The organism is Halomonas sp. LS-001 (assembly GCF_052983955.1).
This window is the reverse complement of sequence record NZ_CM129816.1, coordinates 2,226,830-2,242,472: the sequence shown is the minus strand read 5'-3', so window position 1 is coordinate 2,242,472 and position 15,643 is coordinate 2,226,830. Positions and strand designations below refer to the sequence as shown.

The following is a 15,643-nucleotide window of genomic DNA, read 5'->3' as shown; positions in this document are numbered from 1 at the left end:
CGATCATTTCAATGAGTATTGTATGCGAATGAACTATACAGGTGAGCTGCCTGTCGATGCACATCTGACGGATATTGCTGCAACACTTTCCAAACACTCAAGTCTGGTGCTGGTGGCCCAGCCCGGCGCTGGTAAAACCACACGTGTTCCCTTGTCACTGCTCCAGCAACCCTGGGTGAATCTGCAGAAAATTCTATTGCTGGAACCTCGCCGGGTTGCCGCCCGATTGGCGGCAGCATTTATGGCTCAGCAGTTGGGGGAGCAGGTCGGTGAAACCGTGGGTTATCGTATGCGGGGTGAAACCTGTTGCGGTCCTGCCACCCGCCTTGAAGTTGTTACGCAGGGCGTACTGACGCGCATGCTGCAAGATGACCCCTTGTTGGAAGGCGTGGCCTGCGTGATCTTCGATGAATATCACGAGCGGAGTCTGGAAGCGGACTTAGGGCTCGCTCTGGTGCTGGATGTCCAGCAAAGCATCCGAGACGATCTGCGTCTGGTGGTCATGTCGGCAACGCTGGATACTGATGCACTGCTAGCGTTGCTAGGCGAAACCACGCCGCTGATCGAATGCGAGGGTCGGCAATACCCTGTTACCACACACTACCGGCCGTGCCGCTCTGACGTAGCGCTTGATGCTCACTGTGCTGCTGTTGTGAAAGAGGCGCTCAAGGCTGATCACGAGGGAGATGTTCTCGTCATTCTCCCTGGCGTAGGTGAGATTGAGCGCACCGCCAGACAGCTTTCCCGGCAAGGGATAGCGGCGCTTGTCAATCGCTTGCATGGCCGTATGCCGTTGGCAGATCAGCGCGAAACGTTGCGCGCTTCGCCAGATCAGCAGCGGGTTATTCTGGCAACGGCGATTGTTGAATCAAGCGTGACGGTCGACGGGGTAGCCTGCGTGATTGATGCTGGACTGGAGCGTGTCCCCACGTATCAGCATCGCACGGGGGCGGGGCAGCTTGAAACCCGTCGGGTGAACCGTGCCAGCGCCGATCAACGGCGTGGTCGGGCAGGGCGTCAGGGGGCCGGTGTATGTTATCGGCTGTGGTCGCAGGAGCAGCCGTTACCTCCTCACCGAGAGCCTGAGCTCCAGCAGGCAGACTTAGCGGGCCTGGTGTTTGAGCTGGCACGCTGGGGGGTTAAAGACCCTCGCCAACTGGCATGGATGACGCCGCCTCCGCAAGGTGCCTGGTCGAGTGCGCAGCGAACGCTGATTCAGTTAGGCATTCTTGATCAGCGATGCCAGCTCACCTCTCTGGGTCAGCGGTGTGGTCGCTGGCCACTGCCGCCCCGTTTGGCCGTGATGGTAGAGCGCTCATCAAGCCTTGATGCAACGTCCCTGGCTTGCCTGTTAGCCATGCTGCTGGAAAGTGGGGAACGACTGGAGTTGCACCTTGAACAGTGTCTGGCGCGAGCCTTGGGTTCCGCGTTTCACCAGAAGCCTTTGTGGTTTACGCAGGCGAAACGTTTGGCAAAACGGGCGGGCGTTGAGGTGGATGACGCCGTTCTGAAGGGCAGTCATCACGAAAAGCTAGTGGCTTTGTTGGCGTTCGCCTATCCGGACCGGATTGCTTATCGGTTATCGCCTGGGCGATTTCAGCTAGTAAATGGTGTGATTGCAGATATAGCGTTGGACGATACGCTGGCGCATCATGACTGGCTTTTGATTGCCCATTGGCGTGAGCGCAGAGAGGGTTATGTGATTAGCGCTGCCATGTCAATTGAGAGCACCCTGGTGACAGAGCTATTTCCTGATGCCAGGCAATGGCAGGCCAGCGTGGCCTGGTCCGACAAGCAAGGTAAGCTGGTGGCAAGAGAGGTGAGGGCGCTTGGTGCGATTGAGCTGGAAAGCCGTCCTTTACGCGAGCGCTTGCCAAGGTCATTAATCGATAACGCCTTGGTGGAAGCGGTGCAGCGTCGCGGTTATTTACCCCAAAGTGATGCGCTTAGACAGCTGCAAGGGCGGATGTGTCTGTTAAACGTGCATGATACAGACGCTGACTGGCCGGATTGGTCTGAAGCCATTCTGCTGGAGACCCTGGAAAGCTGGCTGGTGCCTTATCTTGGTGATATAAGCACCTTGAATGCCTTGGATAAACTGCCTCTGGATACCTTGTTGCTAGAAGGGCTTAGCTGGCAGGCGCGTCAGCAAATGGACCGGCTGGTGCCGCGCCGAGTCGACGTGCCAACCGGTGGAATGATCACCCTGGATTACCAGCCTTGCCTCGAAGGGCAGCCTCCCGTGTTGGCGGCTAAATTACAGGAATTATTCGGCTGGCAGGATGCACCGTCATTGATTAACGGTAAAATCAAAGTGCAGATACATTTGTTATCGCCAGCGCGTCGGCCGCTTCAGGTAACGCAGGATCTGGCGCATTTTTGGCAACATGGTTATGCCGACGTGCGCAAGGAAATGCGGGGGCGCTATCCAAAGCACCCCTGGCCAGAAGACCCCTTGACCGCATTGGCAACCGCTAAAACAAAACCTCGAGGCGGTTAAGGTAAATCTTATGGTGATGTTAATGTGCCTGGCGACGCCGCCAGATACGCTTTTCGCCTTCAACGGCAAGGTAGACCAGTCCGCTGATTAACAGAATGACTAACCAATGGCCTAAGGCAAGCCCTTCACTGGTGAATATCAGCTGCATGAAGGGAACATAGGTAAATGCCATTTGAAACAGCATGATCAGGCCTATAGCGATCCATACCGGTCGGCTACCGAAGAGGCCTTCCATGGACAGTGTGCTATTGACCAGAAAGCGGCTGTTGATCAGGTAAGCCGCACTTCCGGTTACCAGCATGTTAACCGCCCCCGTGCGTGCCAGCTCGATGCTACCTCCCTGCTGGGTTATCCAGATGAAAATGCCGAACACGCCGATCAGCAGTAACATCGATACAAAAACAACTCGCCACAACAGGAAAAAATCAAGCAATGGTGCTTTAGGGTCACGCGGTCTGCGCTGCATCAAATCTTTCTCACCACGCTCAAACGCTAATGCCAGACCTAGCGTCACAGCGACGACCATGTTCACCCACAAAGCTTGCAGTGGGGTAACAGGAAGTACCGAACCTGACAGCACGGCTAGCATGATGGCCAAGCCTTGAGCCCCATTGGTTGGCAAAATAAAAGTAATCGTTTTGCGGATGTTGTCGTAAACCTTACGGCCTTCCTCAACGGCCCTGACAATCGTCGCAAAGTTGTCATCAGCCAGCACCATTTCTGCGGCATCTTTGGCCGCTTCAGTGCCTTGTATGCCCATGGCGACCCCAACGTCGGCGCGTTTTAGAGCTGGGCCGTCGTTTACACCGTCACCAGTCATTGAACACACACCACCACGTGCCTGCATGGCCTTCACAAGGCGAAGTTTGTGTTCCGGTGAAGCGCGCGCGTAAACATCGACATCAAGAATGATAGCTTCAAGCTGCTCGTCTGACATGGCTTCAATTTCTCGCCCCGTCAACGCCCGTTGGGTTTGTGAAAAACCAAGCTGGCGAGCAATGGCAAGCGCTGTTGTTGCATGGTCGCCGGTAATCATCACCGGTCGGATGCCCGCTTTCTGACATAACTTAACCGCTTCGATGGCTTCCTGGCGGGGCGGGTCGAGCAAACCGATGATGCCTAACAAACGAAGGTCACTCTGCACATGCTGATGATCCAGCTCGTCAACAGTGGAGCAAACTTTATCGGCAATGGCTAAGACCCGTAGACCACGCGAAGAAAGCGCGTGGATACGTTCCTCCCAGCGTTGATGATCAAGCTCAACGTCACCGTGAGGTGTGTAAGCGCATTGACACATTTCAAGCAGGCGGTCCGGAGCGCCTTTGATAAAAATGCGTTGCTGGCCGTCTTCATGGTCATGAAGTGTGGCCATATATTTGTGTTCCGACTCAAACGGAATGGCATCCATCCGTGAGTGGGTGTTACGTAATGCATGTATGTCAATGCCTGCTTTGGCTGCCGCAACGACGAGTGCACCCTCAGTCGGATCACCAAAAATCTGGTGATGTCCTTTATGCTCGGCAAGTTCGCTGTCGTTGCACAGTACTGCCGCCTGTAAAAAATCAATGAGGCTTTTTTCGTCTGTGAGCTTGGCTGCTTCCGGCGACACCTCACCATTATCCTGAACGTGATGAAAGTCGCCTTCAGGAGCAAAGCCAATGCCGTCTATCTGGTACTGTTGATCCTGCATCCAGATGGCTTGGGCTGTCATCTCATTACGTGTCAGCGTGCCTGTTTTATCGGAAAAAATCGTTGAAATGGAACCGAGTGTTTCTACTGCTGGTAAATGACGGACAATCGCATTGCGTTTTGCCATGCTTTGCACGCCTAACGCCAGGCCAATGGTCACAATCGCCGGTAAGCCTTCCGGGATTGCCGCTACGGCTAACCCGACCGCTGCCATAAACATATCGCTGGCAGGCTGCTGATGAATCAGCACTCCAAGAACGGCGGTAAGGGTAGCCGCCGCAAGTATAAATAACGCCAAGACCCGGCCGGCACGGTCCAGTTGCTGCAATAGCGGGGTTTTCAGTTTTTCAACACCCCGCAACAACTCTGAAATCTTGCCAATTTCCGTGTGATTACCGGTTTCTACCACTAGCCCGCGAGCACTGCCCTGAACCACGATAGTACTGGCGTACGCCATTCCGCCACGCTCAGCCAGGTCAGCATCTTCCGCGACAGTTTCAGTGTGCTTCTCGACAGGCACGGATTCGCCGGTCAGCGCTGCTTCTTCGGTTCGAAGCCGGTTGGCTTCTATCAAGCGTAAATCAGCAGGTACTCGGTCGCCGCTTTCCATCAAAACGATATCACCAGGCACCAATTCTTCAGCGGGAACCGTTGTGCGGTGGCCATCACGTAGCACGTTAGCCTTTGGCGAAAGCATATTACGAATGCTGTTTAATGCCTGTTCTGCTTTTCCTTCCTGAATGAAGCCTATTAACGCAATGATGACCACTACGCCGACAATCGCAGCAGCATCAATGGTATGCCCCAGCAAAAAACTGGCAATCGCTGCTACCAGGAGAATCAACATCAGGATATTGTTGAACTGCGCTAGCAGCCGTTGTGTCCAGTGACGTCCTTGTTGTTGCTGCAACTGGTTTGGACCATTATCTGCCAGGCGCTGAGTGGCTTCTTGCTGGCTAAGTCCTGAAGAGGAGGTGTTCAATCTATCCAGTGCGTCATCAAGTCTGATGCTATGCCAGGCGTGCGGCGTCAATCCGTCTTTCGCCGTTTTGGATATGCGCTTCGGATGACCAGCCATTCGGAAACTCCCTGCAATGATGAATTTAAGTTAATTATAGACTTCATCATGCTGCGCTGCAGTAATTCAGTGCTCGGAGTCCACTAATCCTTCCTGACAAACTCATCTTTCAGGTTAATCCGGCATTGAAAAAGGGTTACCGCGTTTCAAAGCTGACGCGGGTGCCGCTGGCCATGAGTTCTTCAGGGGAAGGTGGCAGAGTTGCCATGCCTATCATCTCATCGGTCACCGGCGGGTATGTCAGCGTGGCATGAGTGAAGCCTAGTGGAAGCAGTGAGCGACTGACCCACTGTGTTCCTGTGAACATCAGGGTCTGTCCTGATTCGTCCACCAGGGTTAAAACGCTATTGTCAGCATCATGCAGGCGGACAAAATACCAACCCAGATCAAGCGCCTGGATTTCTACCTGAAAAGTGTTTCCAGGCACTTGTTGCGCTAACGTACTGAGAGTCATTGTGTCTGGCATGGCAGATACCTTACTCCTGAATATCTTTTTTGGGTGGAACTTCACCGGGTAACCGGTAACGTGTGCCTGAGTCGATATTCTCTTCTTCGTACCGGCTATTTTCGTCAGCTGCAGGAACGCCAATGACCGTTTTTTGGGATCCATCAGGCCATGTGTAGGTGGTGCACCCGGATAGACTGATTAGCCCAATGGCCATAGAAAGACACAAGGCAGCGCGTACAGGAATACGACTGTTTTTGCAGAGAGGAAAAGATGTGGTGTCAGTTTGAGGTGTGCTCTGTCTGGAAAGCAAAGTGTTGTCCTATATATAAAATATAAAGCTATCTGAATAAACAAAAAAGCCGACGGGTTTGTTCTCGTAACCAGACGGCTCGCTTGAGAAGGGCACGCTTGGTGCTTAAGTCGTTGCAAGCGTTCAATAAACCTTATCATATGGCAATTTCAGGGTATTGCCAGAGGCATTATTGAAAAGCTTAACGTTTCACATCTCGTGTCGATGAGGCTCTTGTAATAAAATCATCACATTAAAGCTCTTCCCAGAGAGATTTACGAAACTCAAGGTTTAATTCAGATGTTTTTTGCAGCCTGTCCATATGCGCATCTGTGAGCGTTTTTATAACCTCCTGATAGCAATTGGCCATGTTAAGGTTGCTGTCCGGTGTAGCAGACGCATTGATGAAACAGTGTGCGATTTTTTCATGGCTTTTACTGATCGCTTGAAAAAAATCCAGCTCGGCCTGCATTGCCTGAGAAACACCTTCCAACCATGCCATTTGAATTTTGGCCATGGGTGCTATGCCTTGTGCGCTTTGCTCGGTCCACCACAGAAGCATTGGCTGACTGGCGTCCAACCATGGGTTTAAAGAGCCGTAAGGCATCTGTGGTGCTTTAGAGGTTTTGATATTAGATGTGGTCATGACAATCTCCTGATGTGTGGCGTTTTGTACGGACAAGATTTATCTGTTTTCTATATTCAGTATAGTCAATCAGCATTCAGGCGAGAGTATGAATTGTCACTATTGAGCGGCTGATGATGAGCGTGAAGGGAAGAGCGCTTGGCGTTAAAAATGCTGGGGCTATTTTTGCGGTGTGATGGAACCTGTGTTTGGGGTTGAAGATCAAAACAAGTACAATTTTCGTAGAAATTTTGTCGACCCAACGTTTGAGGATTTTATGAGCATTACAACCGTGATGATTTTATTGGCTGTTGGCCTGCTGGCAATCATTGGCTTGGGGTTTTATGCCTTGTCCCTGCGCAAGGAAGTAAAGCGCCGTGAAGCCTTGCTGGAGGAAGAGCAGCGCAGAGCCATTACGAATAGCCTGGAGAATCTCGATCATGTCGTCAGTGCATTAGCCCAAAAGCAGGTAGACATAACGGAAGGTAGCTGGCGCTGCAAGGTGCTGCTTGAAATTATTGATACAAGCCTGGCTGAACGTCCTGAATTTCAGGCATTTGCTGAGGTTTACGAACGTACTCGGCACTTGAAAACGCATTCTGCCCGTAGTCAGCTCTCGCCTAAAGAGCGTCATCAGGAGGATAAGGAGCGCCTGGCGGTAGAACGTGAAATGCATGACGCTGTCATTGCTGCTGCGCGGGCTGTTATTGAATGGCGCAAGAAAGGTGGGCGCGCTCTACATTAGGGAGGGCAGTTGCAGCTTCTGAGTGTAACGCCATTTTATAATTGTTGATTTTCATTTGGCTTTCAATGAAAGGCATAATATTTAGGTCTTAGGCGTGAGCGCCATAAATTATGCTTTATTTATGGTGAAGGGCATACCATTGTGCGGTAACCTGCTATATTAATGGTTGGCGTCTCATTGCATCATGTTTTTGAACCGCGTACGTTTTTGAGCGACGTGTGTTTTTGAACTACTATTCGGTACTGCTGGCTAGTACTATTATTCAGCACTACTATTCAGTAATACGATGTAGGTGTTGGGAAAAGGTGTAAGTTGCCGAGCTTAAATCTCAAATGGTAGCTTCATCATTGGCCAAGCTGCCTGTTATATTATTCTCAAGGAGTTCTTAATGAAAAAATCAACGACTGGCTTGCTCATCGGATCGGCATTGGTAGTAGGTCTTTCTGGTTGCGCTAGCTCTGCTTCTCAGTCGTCAGGTTCAGCGTCCGCGAGCTCTGATCGCAGTGGCGGCATGCATCCTTTTGTTTGCGGCCTTGCTGGCAGTGTCATTGGTGGGGCTATTGGCTATTCCACCAGCGGTAATTCTGATGAAGATGAAAACGCTCTGATCGGTGGTACAGCTGGTGCAGCTATCGGCGGTCTTCTGTGTGCAGACCGTACGGTTAAAGCAGAGCCACAGTGCCCAAGCTATGGTGTCGTACCTGCGGGTGCAGCCGTTGATGCTGAAGGTTGTCCGTTGGATACCGACGGTGACGGCGTTGCAGATTATCGTGATCAGTGCCCAGGCACGCCTGCTGGCGTTGCCGTTAATGCCAATGGCTGCCCGCTTGATTCCGATAACGATGGCGTGCCGGATTACCGTGACCAGTGCCCAGGCACACCGGCTGGCGCTTCCGTGAACTCTCTGGGTTGTGAAGAAAGCCTCGTACTTGAAGGTGTTAACTTTGAGTTTGATTCTGCCCGTTTGACAGCTCAGGCTCAGCAGGAGCTGCGTAACGTAGCGCAGCTGTTGGTTAACAATCCTGGTGTTCGTGTGAGCATTGAAGGACACACTGATTCACGTGGCGCCGCGACTTATAACAAGCGTCTTTCTCAAAGCCGTGCTCAATCAGTTGCCGCTTACCTGAACCAGTTGGGTGTTAGTGCTGACCGCATGATGGCAGTAGGCTATGGTGAAGAGCGTCCGGTTGCTTCTAATAACACTGACGCTGGCCGTGCCGAAAACCGTCGTGTTGAACTGGACGAGTGGAACTGATTCATTACGAATTAATTTCCTTCGTCTCACGTAGACGGTGAAGCTCGAAAACGCGGAAGACCTTGTGTCTTCCGCGTTTTCTTGTATGGACGCCTGCTTTATTCAAATGGCTGGGTTTGCTAGGATGCAGCAGGGTGCCAAGCGCCTGTTTTTCGTTTTGAAATTTTTTTATTGATACCCATTGATAGCGATATGTGACCCTTGGTATGGGTCACCACTGCGCTCAAGGAATTACCCGAATGCCTATTGTTACTTTGCCTGATGGCAGCCAGCGTGAGTTTTCCGAGCCACTGTCAATCATGCAGTTAGCAGCTTCCATTGGCCCTGGTTTGGCCAAGGCCTGCATTGCCGGCAAGATTGATGGTGTCCTCGTCGATGCGGCGGACATAATTGAGCGTGATGCTGATGTCGCTATTATTACAGCGCGTGATCAGGAAGGCCTCGAGATTATCCGCCATTCGTGTGCCCATCTTGTGGGGCATGCTGTCAAGCAGCTATACCCAGAAGCAAAAATGGCCATTGGGCCCGTCATCGATGACGGCTTCTATTATGATATTGAGTTCGCTGAATCGATTACACCGGATGACCTTCAAGCGATTGAAGCTCAGATGAAAACGCTGATTGAGCGTGAATATGATGTGGTACGCGAGTACGTAGATCGAGACAAGGCGATGCTGACTTTCCTGCATCGCGATGAGCCCTATAAACAGGAAATTGTACGTGATATTCCTGAGGGAGCGTCTATCCGTCTGTATCACCATGAAGAATACACGGATATGTGTCGTGGGCCTCACGTTCCTAATACGCGGCACCTGAAGGCTGTCAAATTAACCAAGCTGGCTGGCGCATATTGGCGTGGTGATGCAGAAAATACCATGCTAACACGCGTTTATGGTACGGCCTGGGCGGATAAAAAGCAGCTTAAAGCCTATCTTTTGCGCCTCGAAGAAGCAGAAAAGCGTGATCACCGTAAACTGGCGCGCAAGATGGATCTCTTTCACTTGCAGGAAGAGGCGCCAGGGATGGTATTCTGGCATCCTAATGGCTGGACAATGTATCAAGCGTTAGAAGAGTATATGCGCAAGATACAGCGCGAGCATGGTTATCAGGAAATTAAAACCCCCCAGGTGGTGGATCTGTCTCTATGGAAAAAATCCGGCCACTGGGGGCACTACAGTGAGCTGATGTTCACTACTGAATCTGAAAAGCGTGAGTATGCCGTTAAGCCGATGAATTGCCCCTGTCATGTGCAGGTGTTCAATCAGGGGTTGAAAAGCTACCGGGATTTACCTTTGCGCTTGGCAGAGTTTGGCAGCTGTCATCGGAATGAACCCTCTGGGTCGTTACATGGTCTGATGCGTGTTCGTGGCTTTACGCAGGATGATGCGCATATTTTCTGTACGGAAAGTCAGATTCAGGAAGAAGCCGAGGCATTTATCGCCTTGACACTTGAGGTCTATAAAACGTTAGGTTTTGATGATGTAGAGCTCAAGTTATCGACGCGACCAGAAGACTTTCTGGGCGAAGCAGAGCTTTGGGATCGTGCCGAGCAAGGCCTTGAGGCTGCGCTGAGTGCCACAGGTCTCGAATGGGAGCTGCAGCCTGGGGAAGGTGCCTTTTACGGGCCAAAAATTGAGTTTGCGTTGAGAGATTGCCTGAATCGTGTGTGGCAGTGTGGTACCTTACAGCTGGATTTCAATTTGCCAGGGCGCTTAGGTGCCCAGTTTGTCGATGAAGACGGTGCGCGAAAAACGCCTGTTATGCTTCACCGTGCAATTCTGGGGTCCTTTGAACGCTTTTTGGGCATCCTGATTGAACATTATGCTGGCGCTATGCCTTTATGGCTTGCACCGCAGCAAGCTGTCATAATGACAATTACCGATGCTCAGCGTGAATATGCGTTAAAATTGGAAAAACGTTTGCAAAAAAGTGGCCTAAGAGTCAAAGCGGACTTGAGGAACGAGAAAATCGGCTTTAAAATCCGTGAGCATACGTTACAGAAAGTTCCCTATCTCCTTGTGGTAGGAGATAAGGAAATTGAAGCTGACTCAGTTGCCGTGCGTACACGCAGCGGCGAAAACCTCGGCACCATGACGGTTGATGAATTCATCGAGCGCCTTGAGGTAGAAAGAGCAGCCCTGGCGACATCGTCAATTGCCTAAGGAGACGGAACGATCAAGCGAAGCAATCAGCGTGGGCGCCCACAAGACAAGCGCCCCCCAATGAACGAGAGAATTACCGAAACCGAAGTACGCCTTATTGCGAGTGATGGCGAACAGTTGGGGGTTGTCCCTACAACTGAAGCCATGGAGCGTGCTGAAGCAGACGGTATGGATCTTGTGCAAATCTCTAATGCCGATCCGATTGTTTGTAAGATCATGGATTACGGCAAGTTCGTTTTTGAGCAGAAAAAGCAGAAAGCTGCTCAGAAAAAGAAGCAAAAGCAGATTCAGGTCAAGGAAGTAAAATTCCGGCCTGGCACCGACGAGGGTGATTATCAGGTGAAATTGAAAAACCTGATTCGATTCCTCGAAGGTGGTGACAAGGGGAAAGTCACTTTGCGTTTTCGTGGTCGTGAAATGGCACACCAGGACATCGGCCGTAAGCTGATGGAAAGGATTGCCGCAGACCTCGAAGAGATCGGAACGGTTGAAGCCTTCCCGAAAATGGAAGGCCGCCAGATGATCATGATCTTGGCCCCGAAAAAGAAGTGATCCGATGGCTTGTTAAACGCGCCACAGCTTCGGCTGTGGCTGGCCTTGGGTTTTCTAAAAAAATATCGAGCGGAGTTTTCTCATGCCGAAAATCAAAAGTAACAGTGGCGCTGCCAAGCGCTTCAAAAAGACAGCGAATGGTTTCAAGCACAAGCAGTCGTTTCGTAGCCACATTCTGACCAAGAAATCGACCAAGCGTAAGCGTCAACTGCGTGGTATGAAGCAGATCCATGACGCCGATAAAGCGCTTATCCAGCGTATGCTGCCGAATCTCTAAGTTCGGGTTTCTTTTTTTGAACACATCGAAGTTGTGTTCATCGTTAATGTCAGGAGTGTGTTATGACTCGTGTTAAACGTGGCGTTGTTGCCCGTCGTCGTCACAAAAAAGTATTAAAGCAAGCCAAAGGTTATTACGGAGCTCGTTCGCGTGTTTTCCGTGTTGCCAAACAGGCGGTTATCAAAGCCGGTCAGTATGCCTACCGTGACCGTCGTAACCGCAAGCGTCAATTCCGTGCGCTGTGGATTCAGCGTATCAATGCGGGCGCGCGTCAGCACGGTATGTCTTACAGCCGTTTTGTTGGTGCTCTGAAGAAAGCCGGTATCGAAATTGATCGTAAAGTTCTGGCGGATCTTGCTGTTCACGAAAAGGCGGCGTTTGCTGCTATCGTGGAAAAGGCCAAGGCTGCCCAGTAAGGCTTTCTTGCGCACTGTTTGCGTAAGGTTTTAAGCTCGGTCATTTTTGTGACCCACACAGGGGAAGAGCAGCCGCTCTTCCCCTGTTTTTTTTGTCGCTGCTAACGCGTTACAAGCAACTTGCTGACCTCTCGGACAAGGAGGTAGCTCACTTCGGAGTCAATTGGATGGATCACCTTCCCACTCTGGTATCTCAAGCACATGAAGCTATTCACTCAGCTCAAAGTGTCGCTGCATTAGAAGAAATTCGTGTACGTTACCTGGGCAAAAAAGGTGAGTTGACTGCCTTGCTCAAAGGTCTGGGCAAGCTCTCGCCTGAAGAACGTCCCCAGGCAGGTGAGCAGATCAATCAGGCAAAGCAACGTTTGGCGAGTGATATCGACCAGAAACGTGAAGCACTGGATCAGCAGGCATTGAATGCCCGTCTGGCAGCAGAACGCATCGATGTCACATTGCCTGGGAGAGGCCAGCCTGGCGGTGGTCTGCATCCTGTAACGCGGACGTTGGAGCGCATTGAAGGGCTATTTACCCGCATTGGTTACGATGTGGCGGTAGGGCCGGAAATTGAGGACGACTATCATAACTTTGAAGCGCTCAATATTCCGGCACACCACCCAGCTCGCGGAATGGCTGACACGTTTTATTTCGATGCGACCCGCCTGCTGAGAACCCATACGTCGCCGGTGCAAGTGCGCACCATGAAGAGCAGTGAGCCGCCGATTCGGATCGTTTGCCCTGGGCGTGTCTATCGCAGTGATTCGGATTTGACGCACACGCCGATGTTCCACCAGGTAGAAGGCTTATTAGTGGATGAAGGCGTCAGCTTTGCCGACCTGAAAGGAACCATTGAAGACTTTTTGCAAGCCTTTTTTGAACGTGATGATCTGTCAGTACGCTTCAGACCTTCTTATTTTCCGTTTACTGAACCCTCCGCCGAGGTGGATATCCAGTGCGTAATGTGCAGTGGAAAGGGGTGCCGTGTCTGCTCACACAGCGGTTGGTTGGAAGTCATGGGATGCGGAATGGTGCATCCTGAAGTCTTCCGTCATTCGGGTATTGATGCTGAGCGATTTACCGGTTTTGCGTTCGGTATGGGGGCTGAGCGGCTTGCAATGCTGCGTTACGGCGTGAATGACCTGCGTCTGTTTTTTGAAAATGATCTGCGTTTTTTACGCCAGTTTGCTTAATCCTCGCTGCCGACAACAGGAAGCCCTATGAAATTTTCTGAAGAATGGCTGCGTGAGTGGGTATCTCCGCAGCTTGATACACAAGCCGTTGCTGACCAGATTACCATGGCGGGTCTGGAGGTGGATGCTGTCGAGCCTGTCGCCGCTGCCTTCAGTGGTGTTGTCGTGGCCGAGGTCATAAGTAAAGACCAGCATCCGGATGCCGACAAATTGAATGTCTGTCTGGTGAACGATGGATCCCCTGAGCCGGTTCAGGTGGTCTGTGGTGCGCCGAATGTAGCAGTTGGCCAGAAAGTTCCTTTTGCACAGGTTGGCGGAGTGCTGCCGGGCGATTTCAAAATCAAGAAAGCCAAGCTGCGCGGCGTTGAATCGCGCGGCATGATCTGCTCGGAGTCTGAGTTAGGCCTGGTTGAGGAAACTTCGCCGGGTATTTTTGTGCTGCCTGACGCCGCGCCTGTGGGTACATTATTGCGCACGTATATGGCGCTTGATGACCACACGATCGAAGTGGACCTGACACCGAACCGTGGTGACTGCCTGAGTCTCAAAGGGCTCGCCCGTGAAGTGGGCGTGCTGAATCAACTGGACGTTGTGACGCCTGATACAACGCCTGTTGAGCCAAGCTTCGAAGAAACCTTCCCGGTCAGTATTGAAGCACCGTCTTTGTGCCCGCGTTATCTGGGGCGTCTGATTCGTGGTGTCGATGTTAATGCGCAGACGCCTTTGTGGATGGTTGAACGGTTGCGTCGTGGGGGCATCCGTTCGATTGACCCTGTGGTGGATGTCACCAATTACGTGATGCTGGAACTCGGCCAGCCCATGCATGCCTTTGATCGCGATAACCTCAATGGTGAGATTGTTGTTCGTCAGGCACGCGAAGGCGAGCGGCTCGTGTTGCTGGATGGCCAGGACGTGGAACTACGGCCGGAAACCCTGCTGATTACTGATCATGACGGCCCGTTGGCACTGGCGGGTGTGATGGGAGGCGAAAAATCCGGGATTAATTCGGCGACGCACACTATTTTCCTGGAGTCGGCATTCTTTACGCCATTGGCCATTGCCGGGCAGGCGCGCTCTTATGGGCTGCACACTGATGCTTCTCATCGCTTTGAGCGAGGCGTTGATCCTGCACTGACGCGTACGGCTGTTGAGCGTGCAACGCAGTTGCTGTTAGACATCTGCGGTGGTGAGGCTGGCCCGATCAACGACGTCAGCGATGAATCTGCGTTGCCGCAGCCACGCGAAATCGTTTTCCGCGAAAAACGTCTGCAGGACGCGTTGAGCAAGCAGCTACCGCGTGAAGAGGTGAGTGATATCCTCACACGGCTTGGCATGCAAATCAGTGACACTGACCAGGGCTGGCATGTCTGCGTACCTAGCTGGCGGTTTGATATCGCTATCGAAGAAGATCTGATCGAAGAAGTGGCGCGTATCCATGGCTATAACAATTTGCCTGTGCGGCGCCCAGCGGCACGCCTGGCGCTCAAGCCAGCGCAGGAATCGCGTGTTTCCCAGGCCAGTTTACGTCACCAAATGGTAGCGCGTGGCTATCAGGAAGCGGTGACCTACAGCTTTGTGGCACCTGACTTACAGGCTGCGCTTTTGCCGCAAGCGGTGTCTCCAGAGTTGGCAAATCCCATTTCCGCAGATTTGTCCGTCATGCGCGCGAGCCTGTTTCCTGGTCTGGTGCGTGCATTGATGCATAACCTTAACCGTCAGCAAACCCGTGTGCGTCTGTTTGAAACGGGGCTGGTGTTTAACGGCCCGCTTGACGAACTTCACCAGACGCCGATGCTGGGGGCGGTAGTGTGTGGGTCGCGGTACCCGGAAGGCTGGACGGGAGGGAAGGAAAGCACGGATTTTTATGACCTGAAAGGTGACCTGGAAAGTCTTATTGACCTGGGCGGACAGCCTGAGTCATGGCGCTTTGAGGCAGCCGATCATCCGTCGCTGCATCCTGGTCAATGCGCGCGCATTCTGCATAATGACCAGCCCGCTGGCTGGATAGGGACACTACACCCGGAAGTGCGCGCCAAGCTTGGCTTGAAGGTCGATGCCTTATTATTTGAAGTGCGCCTTGATGCATTAAGCCAGGGGTCGATACCTGCTTTTGAGCCTCTGTCACGTCAGCCGGAAGTGCGCCGAGATCTTGCCTTTATTGTGAATGAAGACGTGCCGGTCCAGACTCTGCTGGATATGGCAAAAACGCATGCCGGTGAGCACCTCAAGCAGCTACGTTTGTTTGATGTTTATGCGGGTAAAGGGGTAGAAGAAGGCCACAAGAGTATTGCGTTAGGCTTGACCTGGCAGCATCCTTCGCGCACTCTAAATGATGATGAAATCAATCAGTTGGTTGACGTCATCGTTTTGCAGGCGCGTGAGCAATACAGCGCGGCATTGCGCAGTTAATCATGACGCGT

At 52.0% G+C, this 15,643-nt stretch carries 12 protein-coding genes; 9 read left to right on the top strand and 3 right to left on the bottom strand.

Going from position 1 to position 15,643, the window contains the following annotated elements; genetic code table 11:
* Positions 1-22: 22 nt before the first annotated feature.
* Complete coding sequence (hrpB, locus tag ACU6TU_RS10140) at positions 23-2,500, top strand: ATP-dependent helicase HrpB (protein WP_447141312.1); 2,478 nt, start codon at positions 23-25, stop codon at positions 2,498-2,500.
* Between the two features lie 19 nt (positions 2,501-2,519).
* On the opposite strand, the gene ACU6TU_RS10135 is transcribed toward hrpB, so the two are convergent.
* The 3 genes from ACU6TU_RS10135 to ACU6TU_RS10125 all read right to left on the bottom strand — a co-directional run bounded on the left by ACU6TU_RS10135 (position 2,520) and on the right by ACU6TU_RS10125 (position 6,650).
* Entirely contained in the window at positions 2,520-5,267 is a 2,748-nt protein-coding gene (locus ACU6TU_RS10135; RefSeq protein WP_447141311.1) for a cation-translocating P-type ATPase, read from the bottom strand.
* 136 nt (positions 5,268-5,403) lie between these two features.
* The gene (locus ACU6TU_RS10130; RefSeq protein ID WP_447141310.1) at positions 5,404-5,733 is read right to left on the bottom strand and encodes a DUF6482 family protein; all 330 of its coding nucleotides are present in this window, start codon (positions 5,731-5,733) and stop codon (positions 5,404-5,406) included.
* 524 nt (positions 5,734-6,257) lie between these two features.
* The gene (locus ACU6TU_RS10125; protein WP_447141309.1) at positions 6,258-6,650 is read right to left on the bottom strand and encodes a hypothetical protein; all 393 of its coding nucleotides are present in this window, start codon (positions 6,648-6,650) and stop codon (positions 6,258-6,260) included.
* 256 nt (positions 6,651-6,906) lie between these two features.
* On the opposite strand from ACU6TU_RS10125, the gene ACU6TU_RS10120 reads away from it, so the two are divergent.
* The 8 genes from ACU6TU_RS10120 to pheT all read left to right on the top strand — a co-directional run bounded on the left by ACU6TU_RS10120 (position 6,907) and on the right by pheT (position 15,632).
* Positions 6,907-7,374: a DUF2489 domain-containing protein gene (locus tag ACU6TU_RS10120; protein ID WP_447141308.1), complete on the top strand. Its 468-nt coding sequence runs from the start codon at positions 6,907-6,909 to the stop codon at positions 7,372-7,374.
* A gap of 388 nt (positions 7,375-7,762) precedes the next feature.
* Positions 7,763-8,629: an OmpA family protein gene (locus ACU6TU_RS10115; protein ID WP_447141307.1), complete on the top strand. Its 867-nt coding sequence runs from the start codon at positions 7,763-7,765 to the stop codon at positions 8,627-8,629.
* Between the two features lie 239 nt (positions 8,630-8,868).
* Positions 8,869-10,791 carry a threonine--tRNA ligase gene (thrS, locus tag ACU6TU_RS10110; protein ID WP_447141306.1) on the top strand — a complete coding sequence of 641 codons (1,923 nt, stop codon included), beginning with the start codon at positions 8,869-8,871 and terminating at the stop codon, positions 10,789-10,791.
* A gap of 12 nt (positions 10,792-10,803) precedes the next feature.
* On the top strand, positions 10,804-11,343 hold the full coding sequence (gene infC / locus ACU6TU_RS10105) for a translation initiation factor IF-3 (protein WP_447144223.1): 540 nt from the start codon (positions 10,804-10,806) through the stop codon (positions 11,341-11,343).
* An 82-nt stretch (positions 11,344-11,425) separates the two neighbouring features.
* Entirely contained in the window at positions 11,426-11,620 is a 195-nt protein-coding gene (gene rpmI, locus ACU6TU_RS10100) for a 50S ribosomal protein L35 (RefSeq protein WP_089725334.1), read from the top strand.
* 62 nt (positions 11,621-11,682) lie between these two features.
* On the top strand, positions 11,683-12,036 hold the full coding sequence (gene rplT, locus ACU6TU_RS10095) for a 50S ribosomal protein L20 (protein ID WP_100820269.1): 354 nt from the start codon (positions 11,683-11,685) through the stop codon (positions 12,034-12,036).
* Between the two features lie 167 nt (positions 12,037-12,203).
* Positions 12,204-13,223, top strand: a complete 1,020-nt coding sequence (gene pheS / locus ACU6TU_RS10090; RefSeq protein WP_447141305.1) for a phenylalanine--tRNA ligase subunit alpha — start codon at positions 12,204-12,206, stop codon at positions 13,221-13,223.
* A 27-nt stretch (positions 13,224-13,250) separates the two neighbouring features.
* On the top strand, positions 13,251-15,632 hold the full coding sequence (gene pheT, locus ACU6TU_RS10085) for a phenylalanine--tRNA ligase subunit beta (RefSeq protein WP_447141304.1): 2,382 nt from the start codon (positions 13,251-13,253) through the stop codon (positions 15,630-15,632).
* Positions 15,633-15,643 lie beyond the last annotated feature (11 nt).

What these genes read in the sequence shown, in the direction of transcription:
- rplT (WP_100820269.1), top strand. Translation starts at nt 11,683, where the DNA reads ATGACTCGTGTTAAACGTGGCGTTGTTGCCCGTCGTCGTCACAAAAAA.
- ACU6TU_RS10135 (WP_447141311.1), bottom strand. Translation starts at nt 5,267, where the DNA reads ATGGCTGGTCATCCGAAGCGCATATCCAAAACGGCGAAAGACGGATTG.
- hrpB (WP_447141312.1), top strand. Translation starts at nt 23, where the DNA reads ATGCGAATGAACTATACAGGTGAGCTGCCTGTCGATGCACATCTGACG.
- rpmI (WP_089725334.1), top strand. Translation starts at nt 11,426, where the DNA reads ATGCCGAAAATCAAAAGTAACAGTGGCGCTGCCAAGCGCTTCAAAAAG.
- thrS (WP_447141306.1), top strand. Translation starts at nt 8,869, where the DNA reads ATGCCTATTGTTACTTTGCCTGATGGCAGCCAGCGTGAGTTTTCCGAG.
- ACU6TU_RS10120 (WP_447141308.1), top strand. Translation starts at nt 6,907, where the DNA reads ATGAGCATTACAACCGTGATGATTTTATTGGCTGTTGGCCTGCTGGCA.
- pheS (WP_447141305.1), top strand. Translation starts at nt 12,204, where the DNA reads ATGGATCACCTTCCCACTCTGGTATCTCAAGCACATGAAGCTATTCAC.
- ACU6TU_RS10115 (WP_447141307.1), top strand. Translation starts at nt 7,763, where the DNA reads ATGAAAAAATCAACGACTGGCTTGCTCATCGGATCGGCATTGGTAGTA.
- pheT (WP_447141304.1), top strand. Translation starts at nt 13,251, where the DNA reads ATGAAATTTTCTGAAGAATGGCTGCGTGAGTGGGTATCTCCGCAGCTT.
- ACU6TU_RS10130 (WP_447141310.1), bottom strand. Translation starts at nt 5,733, where the DNA reads ATGCCAGACACAATGACTCTCAGTACGTTAGCGCAACAAGTGCCTGGA.
- ACU6TU_RS10125 (WP_447141309.1), bottom strand. Translation starts at nt 6,650, where the DNA reads ATGACCACATCTAATATCAAAACCTCTAAAGCACCACAGATGCCTTAC.